Source organism: Shewanella xiamenensis (genome assembly GCF_014647135.1).
GTDB lineage: Bacteria > Pseudomonadota > Gammaproteobacteria > Enterobacterales > Shewanellaceae > Shewanella > Shewanella xiamenensis.
This window is the reverse complement of record NZ_BMOP01000040.1, coordinates 1-21,200: the sequence shown is the minus strand read 5'-3', so window position 1 is coordinate 21,200 and position 21,200 is coordinate 1. Positions and strand designations below refer to the sequence as shown.

Genomic DNA, 21,200 nt, shown 5'->3' with positions numbered 1-21,200 from the left:
AGGCGGGTAATATGAGTACGGGCGAGTGCTTCTGAGAGTTGCATAAAAAATCCGATGACATGAGGTCATCGGATTTTGATCTTTTCAGCGAGATCGTCAAGCGATCTGTCTTAACTGATCGGCATTACACCTTAGGGTGCCTTTATTTTTTTGGTGTATCTAATGGCTCATTATGAATGAAGTGTATGAGTGCTGAGATTGTGATGTTGTCGCCAATAGTTGTTCGCCCTTAATCAAAAATGGCCTAACATCTTGCGGTATTAGGCCATTGTAACGACTTAGCTGACTCGAATTAGAGTCTAAAATGCGAGACTACGCCAGTTAGCTGTTCTTTAGTGGCGGCCAAAGAGGTCGCACTATTGAGGGTTGCTTTACCGCTTTGATTTAACTCTTCAACCATTTCGCGAATGGTATTCAAGTTACGATTAATCTCTTCACTTACTGCGCTTTGTTCTTCGGCGGCGGTGGCAATTTGATTACTCAATCCATTGATATCAAATACATAGGTCGTTAAGGTTTCAAGGCTTTCAGTGACCAGCGTGGTGGTGTCAGCTGCGTCTTGGCAACTCTGTTTGGTCTCATCCATTGCGCTAACGGCTGAGTTGGCCCCATTGCTTAGTCGCTCTAACATCTGATTGATCTCAGCTGTGCTCGCTTGGGTGCGGGCGGCGAGGGCGCGTACTTCGTCGGCGACGACGGCGAAACCACGGCCCTGTTCACCGGCGCGGGCGGCTTCGATGGCGGCATTAAGTGCGAGTAAGTTGGTTTGATCGGCGATATCTCCAATTACATCTAAGATGGTGGCGATATGGCGGGTGTTTTCATTCATTTCCGCTATGTTGTGTGCTGCTACATCAACTTTGCCGACCAGCGCGATAACCGTCTTTGCCGCTTGTTCGACAGCCTTTTTCGACTTATCAGCCTGTTCATTTGCCTGTTGGGTAAAGCGTGCGGCGGAGGCTGCATCACCGGCAACATTATGGGCAGTTGCACTCATTTCGGTCATGGCCGTAACCACTTGGTCGGTTTCTACCGCGTGGGTTTGCAATGCATGGGTATTGGCATTGGACTGCACATTCAACTGACCAATTTGATCCGACATATGTTCAGAGGCCTGGGCAATATCGGAAATCATATGGCGCAAGTGGTCAATCACTCGGTCGAGATCGGCGCCAAGCGAACAGAGTTCGTTTTGACCGCTGATTTGAGTCTTCTGGGTGAGATCGCCATCGGCAAGGTGTTCTACAACACGCTTGATTTGATTAACGATATTGACCAAACGTCTGCTCATAAACAGGGCGCTTAGTAAGGACGCGACTATGGCGATTAGGATTAAACCAAGGAGCAGTGCCTCGGTGGCATTGACTTTGTCTTCGGCCTGTTTGCCAAGTTCATGGTTGCGTTGGGTGATCAATTTAACTAACTGATTGATCTCATTGCTAACTTTTGGCCCAAGTGCGCCACGTTCTGGCGTGAGTTCGGGGTCAGTGCCGGTTTGTTTGGCGAAGGCTAACTCCTGCTGATAGAGACGCACATATTGCTCGATTTGAGGCAGTAGTGTGCGGATCGTTCTAGCATCTTGCCCCATAAAATCGGTGTTAAATCCTGCGAGTTGCTCGACAAGCTGCTGCACATTGCGTTGCTGCAAGCTGATGGCGTCGCTGTTATGGACTAATGTAGCTAAGCGCAACTCGAAGAAAGCTTCACGCACATTGGTGAAGGTTTCGGCGAGTTGGGTGTTGTTGACTAGCCTGCTGCTGGTGTCATTGAGTTCAGCAAAGCCCCGATAGGAGGAAATGCCGATAATGATCAATAAAATACTCGCAAACACTGAAGGCAGCGCCGTCAATGTGCTGGTTTTTGCATTGTTAAACATGGTGGCCTACTGGGGTATTAAATCAAGAAGGGTGTAATTAAATTACATAAGTAGCTAGTTTAGCTCCTTGGCTAACCGTTCTGCAACGCGCTTTCTTGATGCGATAATTGCTAATCTGATGTTTTAAAAGGATTTGTTTATGCCCTGTTAGCATGGGATAGCCTAACAGTTGTCATATGTTATGTAATTAAAGTTCAGTGTGTTTTCATGGTATTGATTTTAATAATTAAAATGCTGGTAGTTACAGCTCATACTACAGTGCATTAACAGTCATAAAGATGATTGTGAAGGAAATCCCAAAAACTCATAAAGCTCTGCAACTATCTTTATCTGTCACTAAAGTCATCGCATTTGTCCCCTAATGTTCCATTTTTTTATGCCATTCCTGATGAATATGCGCCGTATCACAAAGCAATAAATCAAAGTGTAAATGATATTGATTATCAATTGTGGTTAAGGTTGTTTTAAGATAAATTGTCGGCATTTTTAGTTAATACCTTTTTATCAATGAGTGCCGTCGAGGTTTTTATGGAATGCAGGGCGTTTAACAAAAGTGTAATTGCTGCAATGGTTTCGAGCTTACTAATATCGTCAGCTTATGCGGGCGTGGATGCAGAATCTTCAGAACCGATTGAAAGAATTACTGTTTATGGTGAAAAGATTGAGCGTAGCCTGAAGGATACGACGTCATCTATTTCAGTGATTGATAAGGAAACCCTCGATAGCGGCCAATACCAATCAACCTCAAGTGCCTTATCTGAGGTGCCTAACGTGGTGGTGTTATCCGGCTCTGTGCCTGATATCCGTGGGGTTTCTGGTAATGGTTCGGCCTCCGGATTTAACTCTTTCACCGGTGGGGCTCGTGCGCGGGTATCAACCTTAGTCGATGGTGTGGCGGAGCCTTTTGTTGCGGATCTTACCGGTGATACTGGGCTGTGGGATATTCAACAAATTGAGGTTTTCCGTGGTCCGCAATCGACGATTAATGGTCGTAACAGCATTGGCGGTACGGTATTTATTAAAACCGAAGATCCGACCTTCGATTGGCAGGGCGCGGCTCGCGTGGGTTATCGCAATCAAGATAACTTTGTCGACAGTGCAGTGATGCTCTCTGGCCCCATCCTCGATGATGAGTTAGCATTTAGGGTGAGCGGGCAAAATGTGACGGGCGAAACCTACAATAAAGGCTTGGAATACGAGACGAATCCCGCCACATTTGATCAAAATGAGTTGATCACCAATCGCTGGCGCGGCAAATTCCTGTGGCAACCGAGCGCAATTGAAGACCTAAAAGTGCTCTATAGCTTTTCTTACAATGATGAGAAAGGTGACTCTGGGCGTAACTATTTTACCGGTGATGATCCATGGGCGTATAAGCCGATTTCCCAACGTTATATCGAGACTAAATCGACAACTCACTCTGTGAAAGTGGATTATGACCTCGGGGAAGGGCAAGCCCTCGATCTGATTGTCGCCTATATGGATTACGATTGGGGCTTTGAAACCTATGACCCTCTCGTGACCGCCCAGCAATATGTGGATATGGAGGACAAGAGTTATACCGTAGATGGCAAATATAGCTTTGGCCTTAAAGACAAAGATTTCAACGGTTTTGTTGGTTTAGCCTATTTTAAACGTAGCCAAGATTTTGGTAGTACTGGCAGCTCAATCTATAGTGGTGATGACAGCACTAAGTCAGCCTCCGTTTATGGTGAAGTCACCTATGGGCTCGCCGACTCGCTCTGGATTACTGTTGGTGGCCGCGTGATGCGTGAGGAGCAATTACGTAACTTCAACATGCGCTATCAAGGTAGTCTACTTGAGGAAAAACTCGATGACGCCAATACCGTTACCCTGCCGAAGTTAGTACTGCAATACGCACTGAATGATAATACCACCTTAGCGGCCAGTGTTCGTCGTGGTTATAACTCGGGTGGTGGCGCGCTGTCTTTGGTGGAAAGCGAGTATTACTACTACGATGAGGAGTTTGTAAATACCTATGAACTGAGTAGCCGTAGCGCATTTGCCAATGGCGATGTCAACTTAAGTGCTAATATCTTCTACAACGATTTTGATGGTTATCAAGCGTCTAATAGCGCACGCAAAATTACCAATATCGATAAAGCCGTCAGTTACGGTATTGAAGCCGAATTCAGCGCCATGTTAACTGAAAACTGGCAGTTTATTTCGGGCGTAGGTTTACTCGATAGCGAAATCAAGCAAGCCGACCCTAGCTATGGGGATATTATCGGTAATCAGTTGAACTCAGCCCCGCACATTACTGCTAATGCCGGATTCAAGTATTGGATGAATGATGCGTTCTCTTTCGGTTTTTCAGGCAACTATGTTGGCGAGTATTTTGCGGATATTAATAATACCGAATCTAGAATAGCGGGTGATTATGTTGTTGCGCGTGTGAGCCTTGATTATCAAACCGATAGCTGGAGAGTTAGCGGCTTTGTCAACAACCTGTTTGATGAGCAAGCGTTGACGGTAAATGAACCCGCCAGCCGCAGTTACCCCGATGGTTATGCCGCGATTATCGACCCCAGAAATATCGGTGTCTCTGTGATGTATCGCTTCTAATCGCTCGATTTAACGCACTTATTTTTCCCATAAAAAAACCTCCACAATATGCTGTGGAGGTTTTTTATTTTCAGCGACTTTTACTCTTTATATTTCAACGTGCCGTTAGCTTTGATTTCGTCGTACCACAGGTTGTGGTGTTGGGTTGCCCAGTTTTCATCACAATAACCAGACACCATACACTCCATACCACCTTCTGACATCACCGTTGCCATAAAGATGTGCACGATAGAGAAAGCGCAGATCACGATGGCGCTCACTGAGTGCAATACCAGCGCGATTAAGCTTAAGGTGCGGCTTGGTTCGAAAAGATTTGGGAACAGTAACAACATGCCCGAGGCTGAAATCACTAATCCAAACAGGGCAAAGGCCCAGAACCACATTTTTTCACCAGCGTTGGCAAAGCCTGCATCAGGGTGTTTACCTTTGAATGGACCAAAGTTGATGTAACCACCAACAACCAGGAACCACTTCACGTCGTACATTTTTGGCAGCTGGTTCTTCGCCCATAACACTGTCATCAATGCCCAGCCGATCATAAACGGAATCGCCATCACATCATGGATTTGCTTAGCGCCATAGACGATAGCTTCCCAGATGCCTTCGCCCAACCAAGGTTGGAAGAAGAAGCGACCTGCTAATAAGGTTAAGCCCGTTAATATCAATAGTAAGCACGGAATCGCACCTAACCAGTGAATAGAAACGTCGAATTTAGACCAGCGATGCACTAACTTGCCTGAAAAACCATGGTGTAGCTTAGAAATGCCATTCACCTTGATAAATAAGACAAAGATAATGATCATGCCGAATAGCGCTGCCATTAAAGCCGGCGCTAACCAGTCGCTACGCAGCTCCAACACCCGTAGATCATAAGTATTGATCGGCTGTGCGTGGAACTCGCTTTGTGAGGTAGTGTATCCCGTCGCGCCATCCTTCAGCTGTGCCCAAATTTGGGCATCAGAGGCTTGAGGTTGGATCGCCTGTCCATCACCACCATTGGCTAGGCACACGGCACTAAATAGCAGTGCTATGGCTAAACCTATGTGTTTGAACCATTTGTTCATCATACATCCTCTCTCGCTTAGTGGCGCCTGCAAGCAGGCGCCAAGCTAAGTCTGTGGACAGATCCTGTGACCTGAATTAATTCCAAGCCGCGTTTTTAGCACCACGGTAAGCCACGCGCTCACGGAAGATGTTCGAAACAACTTCTGCATCACCCGCTAATAAGGCTTTAGTGGCGCAGAGTTCTGCGCACATTGGCAGTTTGCCTTCGGCAATACGGTTTGAACCGTACTTCTGGCGCTCTGCCTCTGAGTGGTTTTCTTCTGGGCCACCGGCACAGAAGGTACATTTATCCATCTTACCGCGGCTACCAAAGGCACCTTTTTTCGGGAACTGTGGTGCGCCAAATGGGCAGGCGTACAAGCAGTAACCACAACCAATACAGGCATCTTTGTTATGTAGCACAATGCCGTCATCGGTTCTGTAGAAGCAGTTTGCTGGGCAAACCGCCATACATGGTGCATCTGAGCAATGCATACAGGCGACAGAGATTGATGCCTCACCTGGTTGACCATCGTTGATGGTTACCACGCGGCGGCGTTGGATACCCCACTCGAGAGCGGAGTCGTTTTCGTTTTTACATGCGGTGACACAGCCGTTACATTCGATGCAGCGCTTGGTATCACACAAAAATTTCATTGTAGCCATAGTGGCAATTCTCCTAGCTTAAGCTGCACTTACGCTTTAACGATCTGACAGAGCGACGCTTTGGTTTCCTGCATTTGGGTCACAGGGTCATAACCATAGGTCAGTGCTGTGTTACAGGATTCACCGATAACGTAAGGCACTGTGCCCTCAGGGTAGTTAGGCGCTAAGCTTTCGCCGTGCATCACACCCGCAAAGTGGTAAGGCATAAAGGTCACACCCGGTTTAACGCGTGGCGTTACCATGGCTTGTACTTTAATGCGGCCACCTTCGGCGCCCTCTAACCATACAAACTCACCGTTGCGGATACCGCGGTCGGCAGCGTCGCCTGGGTTGATTTCAACAAACATTTCCTGTTGAAGCTCAGCCAGCCATGGGTTAGAACGAGATTCTTCACCACCACCTTCATATTCCACTAAACGACCAGAGGTCAGTACTAATGGATATTTACCGCTGAAGTCTTTCTCTTGGATTGACTTGTACAGTGTTGGTAGACGATGAACTTGCATATCGTCGTAGGTTGGGTACTTAGCGACTAAGTCACGGCGTGCTGTGTATAACGGCTCGCGGTGCACAGGTACTTGGTCTGGGAAGGTCCAAACGATACAGCGGGCTTTGGCGTTACCAAATGGGATACAACCGTGCTTAATTGCCACGCGCACGATACCGCCTGACAGGTCAGTCTTCCAGTTTTTACCTTCGGCTTCGGCTTTTTCCTCGGCAGTCAGATCATCCCACCAACCCAATTGCTTGAGCATATCGGCAGTAAACTCAGGATAACCATCTTGGATTTCCGCACCCTTAGAGTAAGTGCCATCCGCCAAAATGCTTTGACCGTTGTATTCAACACCATAACGAGCACGGAAGTTACCGCCGCCGTCTTTTACGTGTTTGGCTTGGTTATACAGAATTTGGGTACCAGGGTGTTTAGCTTCTGGTGTACCCCAACATGGCCAAGGTAAACCGTAGGTTTCGCCCTTCGCAGGCCCCCCTGCGGCTTCAAGCGTTTTATTGCTGAAGGTGCCCCAGTTTTGGGTGTGTAACTTGATACGCTCAGGGCTTTGACCTGTCATACCGATAGTCCACATACCGCGGTTAATTTCGCGAGTAATGTCTTCGATTACTGGTAAGCCGTTTTCTTTGGCGATGCGTTTAGTGTACTGCTCGTCGATACCGAGTTTTTGCGCTAAACGGTACATGATTTCGATGTCGGTTTTTGACTCGAATAAAGGTTGGATAACCTGCTCACGCCATTGGATAGAACGGCCTGAGTTAGACACTGAACCTTGTGTTTCAAACTGAGTCGCAGCAGGTAACAGGTACACGCCATTCTTACGACGGTGCATAACACCTGCCATTGTTGGGAATGGGTCGACAACGACGACTGTATCCATCTTGTCTAAGGCATCACGCACTTCACGTTGACGGGTTTCAGTGTTGACCGATTGACCCCAGAAGAAGGCCATACGGATATTATCTTTCTGAGCCAGTTTGCTCTTGTCTTCTAACACGCCATCGTGCCAGCGAGAACAAGGAATACCTGGAGTGGTCATTGGATCTTTGCCTAAGTAGGCGTTTTGATCGAAACGGCTCTTCACCCATTCCATATCTAGATCCCACACGTGGGTCCAGTGAGTCCAAGCCGCAGAGGTTAAACCGTAGTAACCTGGTAAGTTATCGAATAACAGACCTAAGTCAGTCGCACCTTGTACGTTATCGTGACCACGGAAAATGTTAGTACCGCCGCCAGATACGCCCATGTTGCCTAAGGCTAATTGCAGAATACAGTAAGCACGAGTGTTAGCGTTACCGACGTGATGCTGAGTACCACCCATACACCAAATCACAGTACCAGGACGATTATCGGCCATCAGTTTAGCGGCTTGATAAACCACTTCTTCGCTTACGCCAGTGATATCCGCCACTTCTTTTGGCGGGAATTTTTTCACTTCTCTGCGGATACTTTCCATCTCGAATACGCGTTGTTTGATAAAGGTTTTATCTTCCCAACCGTTTTCGAAAATGTGCCATAACATACCGTAGATAAACGGAATGTCGGTGCCTGGACGAATTGCACAGTGCAGATCTGAGTGCGCTGCTGTGCGAGAGAAACGTGGATCAACGACGATGATTTTCGCGTTATTTTTCTCTTTAGCGATCAGAATGTGTTGCATTGAAACCGGATGCGCTTCCGCTGGGTTTGCCCCGATCAGGAAGATAGCATTGGCATTCTGAATATCGTTGAAAGAGTTAGTTTGCGCACCGTAACCCCAAGTGTTAGCAACACCGGCTACCGTGGTAGAGTGACAAATACGTGCAGAGTGGTCGACGTTGTTGGTGCCCCACATGGCCGCCAGTTTGCGGTACATATAGCAGCCTTCGTTAGAAAACTTAGCGCTACCCATGAAGTACACTGAGTCTGGGCCAGATTCTTTACGAATGTTGAGCATTTGGTCGCCCACTTCGTTAATCGCATCTTCCCAAGAGATTTTTTTCCACTTGCCATCAACCAATTTCATTGGGTATTTCAGGCGTTTTTCACCGTGGCCATGCTCACGCAGTGCAGCACCTTTAGCGCAGTGACCGCCGGCGTTGAATGGGTGATCAAATGCGGGTTCCTGACCTGTCCATACACCGTTTTGTACTTCGGCATATAGACCGCAACCGACGGCACAGGCACTACAAATCGTACGTTTAACTTCGATAGGCGCATCGTGCGGTACATCTTTGGCTTCTGCGCGGCGCATCATGCCAGTACCCATCAGAGAAGCGGCTGCGATACCACCGGTAGCAATACCAGCTTGCTTCATAAATTGACGACGGCTAATGCCTAACGTCGGTTTGTCGGCCACTTTGGCGACATCGGACTTGCGAGTTAACTTCATCGCTGACTTCTCCTAGATTAGCTACGCAGGCTATCGTAATAGCTGATAATGTGCGCAGTTTCGTGGTAACCCTTAGGTTCTTTAGTTGTTACCTTGCTGCTCTCGCTGGCTTGGGCTGCACTGATGCCGGTAGCGGCAATTGCGGCGCCGGCTACGCTGCCAACGGTGAGTGCTTTAAGCAAAGAACGGCGAGTTAAATCGCTAGGTTGTTGCTTCATGCTGACTCCTGAAATAGGGGTTATGGTTCTTGGGATGGCGCGACTTTTCGAGGAGTGGTGCTTGTTATCAAAAAGTGAAGATTAGAGGTGAAAAAGATAATAAAATCATCTTGCTTGCCGTTAATCATCGCGCGTGACGGCAATATAGTAGGAAAAGATTGAGTAGGATTTGATCTAGAACAGTTTGCGGTAACAGAAGATGATACGCCAATCCAAAAGCGTTAACTTGCTCATGCTTTGGCGGTTTATTTGAGATGACAAAATTGCCCGATTTCTACTTCAAAACAAAATGTTTGTTAATAAGTTGTTGGTTTGGTTTGGATAAAAAAACACCCCGCAGTGCGAGGTGTTTTTATCGGGTTAAGCATAACCCCTTGCGTTAGTCTTTATAACGCAAACTGCCGTTGGCTTTGATTTCGTCATACCACAGGTTGTGATGCTGGATAGCCCAGTTTTCATCACAATAGCCTGACTTCATACACTCCATACCACCTTCACTGAGCACCGTTGCCATCCAAATATGCACAATAGTAAAGGCAATCAGGATAACGGCACTGATCGAGTGGATCAGCAGCGCGCCCATCGAGGCTTCACGGGGTAGGTCTAAGCCGGGTAATACCAACATGATGCCAGACACACTGATAAACAGCCCGAATAGGGTCAGTGTCCAGAACCACATTTTCTCACCGGCGTTGGCAAAACCACTGTCAGGGTGTTTACCTTTGAATGGGCCAAAGTTGATATAGCCACCGACCACTAAGAACCATTTAAGATCGTACATCTTAAAGGTTTGAAGTGGCATCCATTTCACTACGCAGACAATCCACGCCATGATAAAGACGGGGCCAGCCCAGTCATGTACAGTTTTACTACCGTAGATCAGTGGTGCCCAGATATCTGGCCCAAGCAGCTCCTGCACGACATGCTTACCGAGCATAATAGTTAAGCCAGTAAACATCAGTGCAAGACAGCTAATTGCCATGATCCAATGGATCCACAAATCTGCCTTTGACCAACGTACAACCATCTTGCCCGAGAAACCGTGGCTGAGTTTTGAAGGACCATTCACCAGATAAAACAGTAAGAAAGCACCAAACACACCCGTCACAGCCAAGGCCATAATCGGGGTGATATATTGATTCCTTATTTCTTTACCTTGGTTACCGGCAACGTTAATCAATACCCCAGTTTCGACCCCTTTGGCCGTGGTATAGCCAGTTTCACCCGACTTTACCGCACGCCACAGATCGGCTTCGCTGGTTTGCGCTTTCGCCTGCTGTTGGCTCGATTGCTGATCACTTGCCAGTACTGAGCCTGCGCTCATGACTGAGCCAAGTCCCAATCCCATCACGAGTACCATCAGAGCAAACAGACTGCGCAGTGATTTGTTTAACTGTTTGTTTAACATTTTCACTCCTTGCCAGAGGTTAGGGAGCACTCCCTAACCTTCACTCTGCTTAGTTAATCTCACCGGTTTTTGGGTTGTAGCCCCAAATCACGTTAGGATTGCCTCGAGATGCCATACGTTGACGGTAAATGTTTGATACCACTTCCGCATCACCCGCGAGCAGTGCTTTAGTTGCACAAAGCTCTGCACACATAGGTAGCTTGCCTTCAGCAATACGGTTGGCACCGTATTTCTTGTGCTCGGCTTCGGAGAAGGTTTCTTCTGGGCCACCGGCGCAGAAGGTACACTTATCCATTTTACCGCGGCTACCAAAGGCGGTTTTCTTCGGAAATTGTGGTGCACCGAATGGACAGGCATAGAAGCAGTAACCACAACCGATACAGGTATCTTTGTTGTGCAGCACAATGCCATCGTCAGTACGGTAGAAACAATCTGCCGGACATACGGCCATGCAAGGAGCGTCGGTACAGTGCATACATGCGACTGAAATCGATGCTTCACCTGGTTGACCATCGTTAATTGTCACCACGCGGCGACGTTGAATACCCCACTCCAGCGCGGAGTCGTTTTCGTTTTTACATGCTGTGACGCAGCCGTTACACTCGATGCAGCGTTTGGTGTCACACAAAAATTTCATGACTGCCATAATGGCTTATCTCCTCATCAAGTTGGTTAGGCTTTGCTTATCTGGCACAAGCTGGACTTCGTTTCTTGCATCTGAGTCACAACGTCATAGCCGTAAGTTAAAATGGTGTTTGCCGACTCACCTATCACATAAGGCACAGTGCCTTCTGGATAGTTTTTCGCTAGGCTTTCGCCTTCAAATACCCCTGCGAAGTGGTACGGCATAAAACATTCACCCGGTACAACCCGTGGCGTCACCATTGCCTTCACTGTGATCTTGGCGCCTTCAGGGCTATGAACGAAGACATTGTCACCGTCACGAATACCACGGTCAGCAGCGTCTGCCGGGTTCATTTCGATAAACATTTCTTGTTGTAGCTCGGCTAACCAAGGGTTAGAACGAGATTCTTCACCACCACCTTCGTATTCCACTAAACGACCAGAGGTCAGTGTCAGTGGGAAACCTTGGGTAAAGTCCTTATCCTGAATCGACTTATAAAGTGTCGGTAGACGCGCAACCATACGGTCTTCGTAGGTTGGGTACTTAGCGACTAAGTCACGACGAGGAGTGTAGAGTGGTTCGCGATGCAGTGGGATATCATCTGGGAAAGTCCAAACGATACAACGTGCTTTCGCGTTACCATAGGGAATACAGCCATGTTTAATGGCAACACGTTGAATGCCGCCAGAGATATCTGTCTTCCAGTTTTTGCCTTCAGCGTGTTTTTTCTCTTCTTCGGTTAAATCGTCCCACCAACCCAGTTGCTTGAGCATATCGGCGGTAAATTCGGGGTAACCATCTTGGATTTCACTACCCTTAGAGTAAGTGCCTTCAGCAAGAATATTGACGCCATTGTGCTCAACACCATAGCGGGCGCGGAAGTTACCACCACCATCTTTAACATGTTTGGCTTCGTTATACAGAATTTGGGTGCCAGGGTGTTTCATTTCTGGCGTGCCCCAACATGGCCATGGTAAGCCATAGGTCTCACCCTTGGCTGGGCCTCCCGGTGCTTCTAGGCTGTCAGCATTAAAAGTACCCCAGTTTTCTTGGTGCATTTTTAAGCGTTCTGGGCTATGTCCTGTGTAGCCGATTGTCCACATACCTTTGTTAAATTCGCGGGTAATATCTTCAATCAATGGCTCATCACCGTTGACTTTGATTTGTTTGAACAGTTCTTTATCTATGCCTACTTTCTTAGCGAGTTTGCACATGATCACGTGATCTGGCAGTGATTCGAACAGCGGCTCTATCACCTTCGAACGCCATTGAACCGAGCGGTTTGTGGCTGACACTGAGCCGTAGGTTTCAAACTGAGTCGCAGCGGGTAGCAGATACACCCCATCCTTACGTTGATGCATCACGCCTGCCATGGTTGGGAATGGGTCCACAACCACCACAGTATCCATTTTATTCAGTGCTTCACGTACTTCGCGGCCACGGGTTTCAGTGTTGACTGATTGCCCCCAGAAGAACGCTAAACGAATATTGTCCTTTTGCGCGATTTTGGTTTTATCTTCAAGTACGCCATCGTGCCAGCGAGAGCAGGGAATACCAGTTGAAGTTTGTGGTGTTTGACCTAAGTATTCGCCTTGGTCGAAACGGCTTGCCACCCATTTAGGATCGAGATCCCACACATTGGCCCAGTGGTTCCATGCTGCAGTGGTTAAACCGTAATAACCGGGTAAGTTATCGAATAACAAACCAAAGTCAGTTGCACCTTGTACGTTATCGTGGCCACGGAAAATGTTAGTACCACCACCAGGAACCCCCATGTTACCTAAAGCTAATTGCAATAAGCAGTATGAGCGGGTATTGGCATTACCGACGTGGTGCTGAGTACCACCCATACACCAAATAATGGTGCCGGGTTTGGTTTCAGCCATCATCTTGGCAACACGATACATTTGTGCCTTAGGTACGCCCACTACGTTTTCAACTTCTTCTGGGGTGTACTTTTTCACTTCTTCGCGGATACGTTCCATGCCGTAAACACGATGCTTGATAAATTCTTTATCTTCCCAGCCATTTTCAAAAATGTGCCATAACAGGCCATAAATGAACGGAATATCGGTACCTGGGCGGATATGCACGTACTCATCAGATTTCGCTGCAGTACGGGTGAAACGAGGATCAACGACAATAATTTTGGCGCCGCGCTCTTTACCAATCAAAATATGTTGCATTGCAACTGGATGAGCTTCACTTGGGTTTGCCCCAATAAACATGATGCACTTAGAGTTGCGGATATCGTTAATCGAGTTAGTTTGCGCACCGTAGCCCCAAGTGTTTGCAACACCGGCTACTGTGGTAGAGTGACAAATACGGGCTGAGTGGTCGACGTTGTTCGTGCCCCACAATGCGGCAAATTTGCGATATAAATAAGCCTGTTCATTTGAGAACTTAGCACTACCCATAAAGTAGATAGAATCTGGACCTGATTCTTGACGAATCGCCATCATCTTATCGCCCACTTCATTGATGGCTTGATCCCAAGAGATCTTCTTCCACTTACCGCCTTCTAACTTCATTGGGTATTTCAGGCGTTTTTCGCCATGGCCGTGCTCACGCAGAGCAGCACCTTTAGCACAGTGACCGCCTTGGTTGAATGGATGGTCAAATGCGGGTTCTTGGCCTGTCCACACACCGTTTTGTACTTCAGCATAGATACCACAACCCACAGCGCAGTGAGAGCAAATGGTACGCTTAACTTCGGTCGGTGCATTGTGGGGGATATCTTTGGCTTCTGCTTTACGCATCATGCCAGTACCTAGCATTGACGCTGCAGCAATACCACCAGTGGCAAGACCTGCCGATTTTAAAAATTGGCGACGATTGAGACCGAGGGCGGGCGCTTTAGGCTCGACAACTTGGTCTGTTTTGCGGGTTAATCGCATCACACACACTCCTCTGGTTAGTTGTTCAACGACGCATAGTAATTACGGATATGGTCGGTTTCGCGATAGTTGTCACTCTTAGGTTCGCTTGGGGCAACAGTGGGGGTCGCAGCCAATGCTTGGCTACTCACAGTCGCTACCGCGCCAGCCGCACTGCCGAGTGCTAATGCTTTGAGCAGTTGACGGCGGCCCATGTCGGAAGCTTGCTTCTTCATAGTGTCTCCTTGTGTTACTAAATGAGGTGATACAAACCACGACCACCTCGGTTACTGTGGAAGCCTAAGCTTCCTTTTTGTGGCAAAGGTGAACGTTAAGTCCACCTTTGCCTATCAAACTAAAACGCGATAGGCACTGAATCTGCGTATCGCTAACCGTTTTAAGTTTAGTTCATTAATTCCACTTGTTTTTCTAAATCGCTGGCGGCGGGTTGTAGCTCCGCACTGCCGGGGCAATTGACGGGAATGTCTAAACTGAGTTGTTCAAATTCGGTGGCTTCCATCTCGAAAAACGCCTTAGCAAGATGGGCAACCGTAGCGTAAAAGGCGGCACTAGGTGCTTTACCTAGGTTGTCGCAGAAGCGCTGAATCCAGCTGCCAATATGGCGTTGGTAAAACGCTAGTTGACGATAACCTGGAGCCTCAAGAATTAATGTGCCCATCACTTCACACAGAGCCGCCACATGATCTTCGGGCTCTTTGACGTTTTCTTCGCGCTCAAAACCGAGTTGCATCAAGTCTTGGCGCAGCAGTGCTAAGGGTTTGTCCATTAATGAGCCAGTCATAAACCAACTGCCATAGGGCAAGATTTCGCCACAACCCACACCGAGGAACAGTGCAAAATACTCATCTTCTAATTGTTCACTGCTGAATTGCTTTGCAGCCAGTTGTACAGATAACCAAGCCTTGGTCATCTCATTGTCTTCATTGGCATCGATTTCAAGGTTGGCCAAAAATTGCAGCAGCTCAGGGCTAGGATGGCGACGCAAAAGGGCGGCTAACAGTTGATAGATATCGGCTCTCAACTGATCGTTTTCTGATACTTGTCTTACTGATTCGGTCATAGCGGATCTCTTATCGCAGTTGCTTTTCAGGATCTTGAAGAATGTCTTCAAACATGTCTTTTACCCGGCAATCACCACACATTTTCAAGCGTTCTATATTGGCTGAAAATGCACTGTGCGCGCCGACCATATCCAGCATCCGATGCACCATAGATTGGGTCGCAAAAGGAGAGCCACAGCGAATACATTCGAACGGGGCTTCTTCTTTCAGGGTTTGTAATTGCTGACGAGCAGCTTTATCAAAGTTAATTTGTGGCGTCAGGCTGATGACCTTTTCAGGGCAAGCCGCCTCACATAAGCCACATTGCACACAGTTTTGCTCAATAAAGTGTAGTGCAGGTTTGTCGCCACCATCTTGTAATGCCATGGTGGGGCAAATCGCCACGCAGGACATACACAGGGTACATTTCTCGACATTGACGCTGACGTTGCCGTAGGGAACGTTGTTGATACTTAAACAGCTGTTGATTTCACCCGCTTGGCTGTTTAGATGGTCAATCGCATCAAACAGAGTGTTACGTTTGCTGGTGGACGCAAAAGCGCCGGGCACAATCACTGGCCAATCGAGGCTGATGTCGAGCACAGGCTCCAAATTCGCCAGCATGCTTGGGTCGATAAGACTCAAGCGCTGCGGTTGGCCCATTTCATCTAAAATGCTGTTGGCTAAAGCCAGTTCACCTTTCAACATTTGTGTGAGCGTAGGGGCAGTTGCCTCGGTATTGAGGATTAACACTTGGCGTGCGCCCCAAGCCAGTGAAGCTAACCAATGGTCAATGCTGGCAACGGTGATTTCTTCGAGGGCGACAGGGAGCACATCCCCGGCTAAGTCGTCCCCTATCAAGCTCGCGCCAACCGCGTTGTCGTGGAACAATATCACTGGTGCTGTTTGCGCTTGCTCACGGTAACGACTGATAATTTTATTCAGGTAAGAATGCAATGCCTGTGGTGTCGGTAAGTCATAACCAATCGCACCCGTTGGGCAGGCGCTCGCACAGCTGCCAGCGCCGTGGCAGAGGTAAGGATCGACCTCAATTTTCTTGGCGACACTGCTAATTGCATCGGCAGGGCAGAAGTTGAGGCAACGGTTACAGCCGTTGATGCCATTACGGTCATGGGCGCACAGGTCGGCATTGATTTTGACGTAACGGGGTTTATCAAATTGCCCTACCAGTTCTGGCAGTTGCTCCAGCGCATCGGCCAGTTTGGCTTCGTCTTGACCGACATAGAAATAACCCGGTGGCAGCATCTCTAAATTCAAGCAAGGTGTGCTGCTTAAATCGAGAATCAAGTCGAAATGAGGTTTACGAATGGCGACAACACTCAATTCCGCCGCGCCGTTTTGATGCTCAACGCTAACTTGGAACTGCCCTAAAAAACCTTTAATACCGATGAGCTTGTTGTAGTAACTTTCGACATTTGTGGCGGCAGCCATCACTTGCTCAAGGTGTGCTTCATCTTGGCTGGTAATGGCTTCGTTCGCTAAAATGACGCGGCTTGCCATAGTGGACAATTTGTCCGCCGCGAGGCGTGCCAGATCCTCAGGGCCAATAATTAGCACTGTGCCTTCAGTGGTGTAACTCACTGTTGGCGGGATCAGATTCTGTAAAATCTGCGTTTGGGCTAACACATTTTGCCGCGCTTGTTTTAGCGCAGCCTGGGTTTGATTGGTTGTCAAATGAGTGCTCACATTGCGTTCCTGAACAGTACTTTGGCTGCTCTTTTATCGCTGTTTTGTTACAGATTCAGGCATTGATTTGATACTAAGTCATTGCCTTTTCTGCTTTTATCTAAGTTTTGTACTCTTAGTACAGCAATTCACATACCAAAGTTATAGACATAAAAATTAGCTAAACTGACATTAAACAACTGGCTTTTGCATCTGAGCTAATGGCTCTGGTGCATTTTGGGGTAGGTCATCAGTCTCCCCATCCAAATTGTCCGCAATCGGTATGGTGGCCAATTCGGTTTCGATATCACTGTTTTTTGATTCGATGGTATTTTCTGCACCGATCACTACATCGTCTGGTGTTGAGGTCGGTTCGATCTCTGATTCTTCACTGTCTTTGGTGATATAGCGGAATACTTTTTGGGCTAATTCAGCGGAGACTTCGGGTGTTAGTTTCGGTTGGTTGCTGTAATCAAGAGCATATTCCAAAAGACCATCTATCTCATTGAAATGCGGTTGTTTCCAAAGGGCGCGTAGCGCTGCCGTTTTTGCTGCTGGGTCAACATTCGCCCCCATAAACTGAGCGAAACTGCCACCAATCTCAATCTCGTCAGGATTAGGGAGATCTTCTGCCGTGAGGATGCGATGAGGGTCTTCATTTGCCTGGCTAAGCGCATCTTGTGATTCTTGCGCAGCGGTAGGCTCTTGAGTGATCTCTTCTGCCTTATTATCAACAAGTTCTTCCGCAGTCGTTTGCGTTTTAACAGCGGCTTCTTCAGCTGCCACTTGCTCACGACGTTGACTCCAACGGCTAAAAAAACCGTTTGCCTTTGGGGTTGAATCAGTCATTAGTCCCTCCGCAATGGATCGTGGCTTGGACCTTGATTTTTACGGTGATCGACATGCTTACGACGATAAGCAGCGATTTCAACTTCACCATATTGAGTGATAAAGGCTTCGATCCAACAGGCAATCGCTTCAGGCATAAGCGTGTTGATTACGGGCGTATTGCCTTCAAGACAGCCCGCAGCAACATTTTGATCTGCCGAAAGTAACGCGGGTACCCAAGTACCGTCTGCCATTTCATCACAGACTAAGTACAACATCGCATTGTCCATATCGAGGTTGATGCGGTAACTGGCGCGCTCATCTTTGTGCAGCTCTAGCAGTACTAAGGTCGCTCCTTCGGGGGCTTCGTGGGTTGCGGGAAGTAAATGATCGATTTCCCATTGTACTGAGGTCCAACGACCCACCTGTTTCTCTACTTTTTTGAGTGAAACGTACATGGGCCAAACACTAGTAGTATGTTGCATTGTCTCTCCGTTTCAACCGTAAGGGAGATAAGCCTTAGCATCCGGCGCTATTTCCCCTGCTTATCGTGATAAAAGGTCACTGCAATATTAATGCCATTAAACAAGGGGAATTAGTTTGAAGTGGATCATCAAAATAGGGTTAAAAGCGAGACATTTTGTCTGAATGGACATTTTGTCTGAGACATTTTGATGCGCCAGAATGTTTCGTATTGCGACGGATCACGCATTTAGCCCTGAGTTTTATACCTAGGTATAAATATTGCTATGCTGATGCCATCACTTGTAAAGCGGTAACATTATGATTTCTGATAACAGTTCTAATATTGCTCAGCAGATGCTCGCCAATGACCATCCTTCTCTACCCAAGCGAAGCTTTTCCTTTGTAAAAACTCAAGCTGAAGTGCCGTTAACTATTGCCGTCAAAGCAGTGGATGAGTCAGGAGTGGTAATTGATAAGCATGTTGCCTGTGAGCGACCTTTAACGGTTTATCTGAACTGGCGCCCGATAGTGACCCTGATGACATTGGGGGCAAAGCCTGAGTCATTAGCTCTTGGTTATCTTAAAAATCAGGGTTTTATCTCGGATGTTGCTCAATTAGAGTCTGTAATTGTTGATTGGGATGTGAATTCTGCCGCGGTATTAACGCATGAGCAAACCGCCGATCTCGAACAAAAGTTATCTGAAAAAACCGTTACGTCTGGCTGTGGTCAAGGGACTGTATATGGCAGTTTTATGCAGGATTTAGATGGTATTCAGCTACCTACTCCAAGCCTTAAGCAGAGTACGCTCTACAGCTTGCTCAAAAACATCAATGAATATAATGAGACCTACAAAAATGCAGGTGCAGTGCACGGTTGTGGTGTTTGTGAAGCTGACCAGATCCTTGCTTTTGTAGAAGATGTTGGCCGTCATAACGCGGTGGATACCTTGGCGGGAGATATGTGGTTAGCACAGGATCGGGGCGATAACAAAATCTTCTATACCACAGGACGGTTAACCTCGGAGATGGTGATTAAGGTCGCCAAAATGGGGATACCCGTATTGCTGTCGCGAAGTGGTGTAACGCAAATGGGTCTGGAGCTTGCCCAAAAACTTGGTATCACGATTATTGCTCGGGCCAAAGGGCGTCATTTTTTGGTCTACCACGGCAGTGAAAATCTCGAATTTGATGTGAATACCAACTCCGATAAATAGCGACCGGACTCAAAAGAGATAGACGACAAGGATATAAGATGACATCCGCCAGTGAATTGATTTACATGAGCGCGAAGCAAGTTGCTGAGTATTTAGATCTTAATGAGAAAAAGGTTTACGCGATGGCGAATGACCGAATTCTCCCCGCAACAAAAATCACCGGCAAATGGTTATTCCCTAAGGTGCTGATTGACCGCTGGGTGATGGACTCCTGCCATAGCGGTATGTTAACTGACAGACTATTGATTACTGGTAGTGATGATCCTCTGTTGTCAATGTTAGTGGCGCGTTTGATGGCGCAGGTTGGTAGTCGTGAGCTTATTAGTTACAGTGCAACAGGCTCTCGTTTGGGGTTGGAGTTATTAGCTAAGGGCTATGCTGATGTGTGTACCTTGCACTGGGGGAGTATGGAAGATAGAAATATCCGTCATCCAGCATTGCTTAAAGGTTATCAAAACCATCAACAATGGATCATGGTACACGGCTATTCCCGTCAGCAAGGCTTGATCATGCGTACCGATATGCACCACAGATGCCAAGAAGAGGATAAAGTTCTCAGTTTGCCTTGGCGTTGGGTCAGTCGCCAAGGCGGCGCTGGCAGTCAGCAGCATCTAGAGCAGTGGCTATTAAAGCAAGGTGCACGTTTAGATCAGCTTAATATCATACTCACAGCTTATAGTGAGCGTGAACTTGCAGGCTATATTGCACGTGGAGATGCAGATATTGGTTTTGGTTGTCAGTCTGTTGCTTTAGAGAGCGGTTTAAGCTTTGTGCCACTGATCAGGGAGTCCTTCGACTTTGTGATGCCACAAAGTATTTACTTTCGCAGGCAGCTACAACAACTCTTTACTATGTTAAGCAGTGGGCATACTCGGCAAATGGCGGCTCTTTTAGGGGGGTATGATCTTACCGATTGCGGACAGCTTCTTTGGAGTGCAAGTTAAGTACCTTATATGTACGTATAAGTGCATCACTACACGCTACTTTATAGCTTATATATGTGTAAAGTAGCGGCTGACACCAATAGCCTTCATCTTGCCTAATCCTAATAATGTAGAGCTCCAAATTTACCGCCTCATTTATTCTTTCTTCTATCTTTCAATAAAGGCTCGCTGTTAGGTTTGTATTGCGCATAAATCCAGCGTTNAAGTGTGTAGGTTGTGCCTAGCTTGGGTGTAACAATCTATTTGAAAATTAATCATAAAAACCTGAAAAAAGCGCTTGCACAAAAAGTTTCGCTGCCTATAATGCGCATCCACTGACACGGCAGACAGCGAAAGCTAACGCAGTTACAGTGCGAATCGAATGCAAAATGTGCAGTTGATTCGAAAGCCTCAAGAAGTTTGTAAAAACGCCTTGACGCGACAAGGGAAATGCGTAGAATACGCAGCCCTGACCCAGTGAGCGGTAACGCAAGCAATGAGGTCAAATGCTCTTTAACAATCTAAACAAGAAATCTGTGTGGACACTCACAGGTGTTGAGTTAATCGAAATTACTCTGCCGTTTGGTGAGTAATCAAAGAATTAAATCAATGAATGAGTGTTCATAGCAATATGTACAAAGTTTTGGTTTCGCTTTTTTAAAAGCGGAAACAAACGACAGAATTCATTGAGTCGTTTGACGTAAGTCAAACACCAAAACTTTAATTGAAGAGTTTGATCATGGCTCAGATTGAACGCTGGCGGCAGGCCTAACACATGCAAGTCGAGCGGCAGCACAAGTAAGTTTACTTATGAGGTGGCGAGCGGCGGACGGGTGAGTAA

At 47.2% G+C, this 21,200-nt stretch carries 16 protein-coding genes and 1 rRNA gene; 4 read left to right on the top strand and 13 right to left on the bottom strand.

Annotated elements, in window-relative coordinates; genetic code table 11:
- Positions 1-292: 292 nt before the first annotated feature.
- The gene (locus IEY09_RS19570; RefSeq protein ID WP_188872335.1) at positions 293-1,876 is read right to left on the bottom strand and encodes a methyl-accepting chemotaxis protein; all 1,584 of its coding nucleotides are present in this window, start codon (positions 1,874-1,876) and stop codon (positions 293-295) included.
- Between the two features lie 528 nt (positions 1,877-2,404).
- Here IEY09_RS19570 and IEY09_RS19565 point away from each other — a divergent pair.
- Positions 2,405-4,462 (top strand): TonB-dependent receptor, encoded by a 2,058-nt coding sequence (locus tag IEY09_RS19565; protein WP_188872333.1) that lies wholly within the window; start codon positions 2,405-2,407, stop codon positions 4,460-4,462.
- Positions 4,463-4,542: 80 nt separating this feature from the next.
- On the opposite strand, the gene IEY09_RS19560 is transcribed toward IEY09_RS19565, so the two are convergent.
- From IEY09_RS19560 to IEY09_RS19505, 12 genes are all read right to left on the bottom strand, one after another.
- Positions 4,543-5,526 carry a formate dehydrogenase subunit gamma gene (locus IEY09_RS19560; protein WP_172587355.1) on the bottom strand — a complete coding sequence of 328 codons (984 nt, stop codon included), beginning with the start codon at positions 5,524-5,526 and terminating at the stop codon, positions 4,543-4,545.
- Between the two features lie 76 nt (positions 5,527-5,602).
- Complete coding sequence (gene fdh3B / locus IEY09_RS19555; RefSeq protein ID WP_037423445.1) at positions 5,603-6,172, bottom strand: formate dehydrogenase FDH3 subunit beta; 570 nt, start codon at positions 6,170-6,172, stop codon at positions 5,603-5,605.
- A 29-nt stretch (positions 6,173-6,201) separates the two neighbouring features.
- Positions 6,202-9,054 (bottom strand): molybdopterin-dependent oxidoreductase, encoded by a 2,853-nt coding sequence (locus IEY09_RS19550; RefSeq protein WP_047536147.1) that lies wholly within the window; start codon positions 9,052-9,054, stop codon positions 6,202-6,204.
- A 17-nt stretch (positions 9,055-9,071) separates the two neighbouring features.
- Positions 9,072-9,272, bottom strand: a complete 201-nt coding sequence (locus IEY09_RS19545; RefSeq protein WP_037423451.1) for a twin-arginine translocation signal domain-containing protein — start codon at positions 9,270-9,272, stop codon at positions 9,072-9,074.
- Between the two features lie 379 nt (positions 9,273-9,651).
- Positions 9,652-10,680, bottom strand: coding sequence for a formate dehydrogenase subunit gamma (locus IEY09_RS19540; protein WP_037423454.1), 1,029 nt, complete (start codon positions 10,678-10,680; stop codon positions 9,652-9,654).
- Positions 10,681-10,729: 49 nt separating this feature from the next.
- Complete coding sequence (gene fdh3B / locus IEY09_RS19535) at positions 10,730-11,326, bottom strand: formate dehydrogenase FDH3 subunit beta (protein WP_011074129.1); 597 nt, start codon at positions 11,324-11,326, stop codon at positions 10,730-10,732.
- A gap of 26 nt (positions 11,327-11,352) precedes the next feature.
- Positions 11,353-14,202 carry a molybdopterin-dependent oxidoreductase gene (locus IEY09_RS19530; RefSeq protein WP_037429190.1) on the bottom strand — a complete coding sequence of 950 codons (2,850 nt, stop codon included), beginning with the start codon at positions 14,200-14,202 and terminating at the stop codon, positions 11,353-11,355.
- A gap of 17 nt (positions 14,203-14,219) precedes the next feature.
- Entirely contained in the window at positions 14,220-14,417 is a 198-nt protein-coding gene (locus tag IEY09_RS19525; RefSeq protein WP_011074127.1) for a twin-arginine translocation signal domain-containing protein, read from the bottom strand.
- A 167-nt stretch (positions 14,418-14,584) separates the two neighbouring features.
- On the bottom strand, positions 14,585-15,262 hold the full coding sequence (locus IEY09_RS19520) for a TorD/DmsD family molecular chaperone (RefSeq protein ID WP_188872331.1): 678 nt from the start codon (positions 15,260-15,262) through the stop codon (positions 14,585-14,587).
- Positions 15,263-15,272: 10 nt separating this feature from the next.
- Entirely contained in the window at positions 15,273-16,949 is a 1,677-nt protein-coding gene (locus tag IEY09_RS19515; RefSeq protein ID WP_144345261.1) for a 4Fe-4S binding protein, read from the bottom strand.
- Between the two features lie 171 nt (positions 16,950-17,120).
- Complete coding sequence (locus tag IEY09_RS19510) at positions 17,121-17,777, bottom strand: DUF3306 domain-containing protein (protein ID WP_099457278.1); 657 nt, start codon at positions 17,775-17,777, stop codon at positions 17,121-17,123.
- Positions 17,777-18,241 carry a DUF3305 domain-containing protein gene (locus IEY09_RS19505; RefSeq protein WP_037423466.1) on the bottom strand — a complete coding sequence of 155 codons (465 nt, stop codon included), beginning with the start codon at positions 18,239-18,241 and terminating at the stop codon, positions 17,777-17,779. Before IEY09_RS19505 ends, IEY09_RS19510 begins: the two co-directional genes overlap by 1 nt.
- Positions 18,242-18,539: 298 nt before the next feature.
- On the opposite strand from IEY09_RS19505, the gene IEY09_RS19500 reads away from it, so the two are divergent.
- The 3 genes from IEY09_RS19500 to IEY09_RS19490 form a co-directional block, all read left to right on the top strand.
- Positions 18,540-19,436: a formate dehydrogenase accessory sulfurtransferase FdhD gene (locus IEY09_RS19500; protein WP_037423471.1), complete on the top strand. Its 897-nt coding sequence runs from the start codon at positions 18,540-18,542 to the stop codon at positions 19,434-19,436.
- A gap of 38 nt (positions 19,437-19,474) precedes the next feature.
- Positions 19,475-20,380 carry a substrate-binding domain-containing protein gene (locus IEY09_RS19495; RefSeq protein WP_037423474.1) on the top strand — a complete coding sequence of 302 codons (906 nt, stop codon included), beginning with the start codon at positions 19,475-19,477 and terminating at the stop codon, positions 20,378-20,380.
- Positions 20,381-21,080: 700 nt separating this feature from the next.
- A 16S ribosomal RNA gene (locus IEY09_RS19490) occupies positions 21,081-21,200 on the top strand; the annotation flags it as partial.

What these genes read in the sequence shown, in the direction of transcription:
- IEY09_RS19565 (WP_188872333.1), top strand. Translation starts at nt 2,405, where the DNA reads ATGGAATGCAGGGCGTTTAACAAAAGTGTAATTGCTGCAATGGTTTCG.
- IEY09_RS19500 (WP_037423471.1), top strand. Translation starts at nt 18,540, where the DNA reads ATGATTTCTGATAACAGTTCTAATATTGCTCAGCAGATGCTCGCCAAT.
- IEY09_RS19545 (WP_037423451.1), bottom strand. Translation starts at nt 9,272, where the DNA reads ATGAAGCAACAACCTAGCGATTTAACTCGCCGTTCTTTGCTTAAAGCA.
- IEY09_RS19540 (WP_037423454.1), bottom strand. Translation starts at nt 10,680, where the DNA reads ATGTTAAACAAACAGTTAAACAAATCACTGCGCAGTCTGTTTGCTCTG.
- IEY09_RS19510 (WP_099457278.1), bottom strand. Translation starts at nt 17,777, where the DNA reads ATGACTGATTCAACCCCAAAGGCAAACGGTTTTTTTAGCCGTTGGAGT.
- IEY09_RS19550 (WP_047536147.1), bottom strand. Translation starts at nt 9,054, where the DNA reads ATGAAGTTAACTCGCAAGTCCGATGTCGCCAAAGTGGCCGACAAACCG.
- IEY09_RS19530 (WP_037429190.1), bottom strand. Translation starts at nt 14,202, where the DNA reads ATGCGATTAACCCGCAAAACAGACCAAGTTGTCGAGCCTAAAGCGCCC.
- fdh3B (WP_037423445.1), bottom strand. Translation starts at nt 6,172, where the DNA reads ATGGCTACAATGAAATTTTTGTGTGATACCAAGCGCTGCATCGAATGT.
- IEY09_RS19525 (WP_011074127.1), bottom strand. Translation starts at nt 14,417, where the DNA reads ATGAAGAAGCAAGCTTCCGACATGGGCCGCCGTCAACTGCTCAAAGCA.
- IEY09_RS19560 (WP_172587355.1), bottom strand. Translation starts at nt 5,526, where the DNA reads ATGAACAAATGGTTCAAACACATAGGTTTAGCCATAGCACTGCTATTT.
- IEY09_RS19505 (WP_037423466.1), bottom strand. Translation starts at nt 18,241, where the DNA reads ATGCAACATACTACTAGTGTTTGGCCCATGTACGTTTCACTCAAAAAA.
- IEY09_RS19570 (WP_188872335.1), bottom strand. Translation starts at nt 1,876, where the DNA reads ATGTTTAACAATGCAAAAACCAGCACATTGACGGCGCTGCCTTCAGTG.
- IEY09_RS19520 (WP_188872331.1), bottom strand. Translation starts at nt 15,262, where the DNA reads ATGACCGAATCAGTAAGACAAGTATCAGAAAACGATCAGTTGAGAGCC.
- fdh3B (WP_011074129.1), bottom strand. Translation starts at nt 11,326, where the DNA reads ATGGCAGTCATGAAATTTTTGTGTGACACCAAACGCTGCATCGAGTGT.
- IEY09_RS19495 (WP_037423474.1), top strand. Translation starts at nt 19,475, where the DNA reads ATGACATCCGCCAGTGAATTGATTTACATGAGCGCGAAGCAAGTTGCT.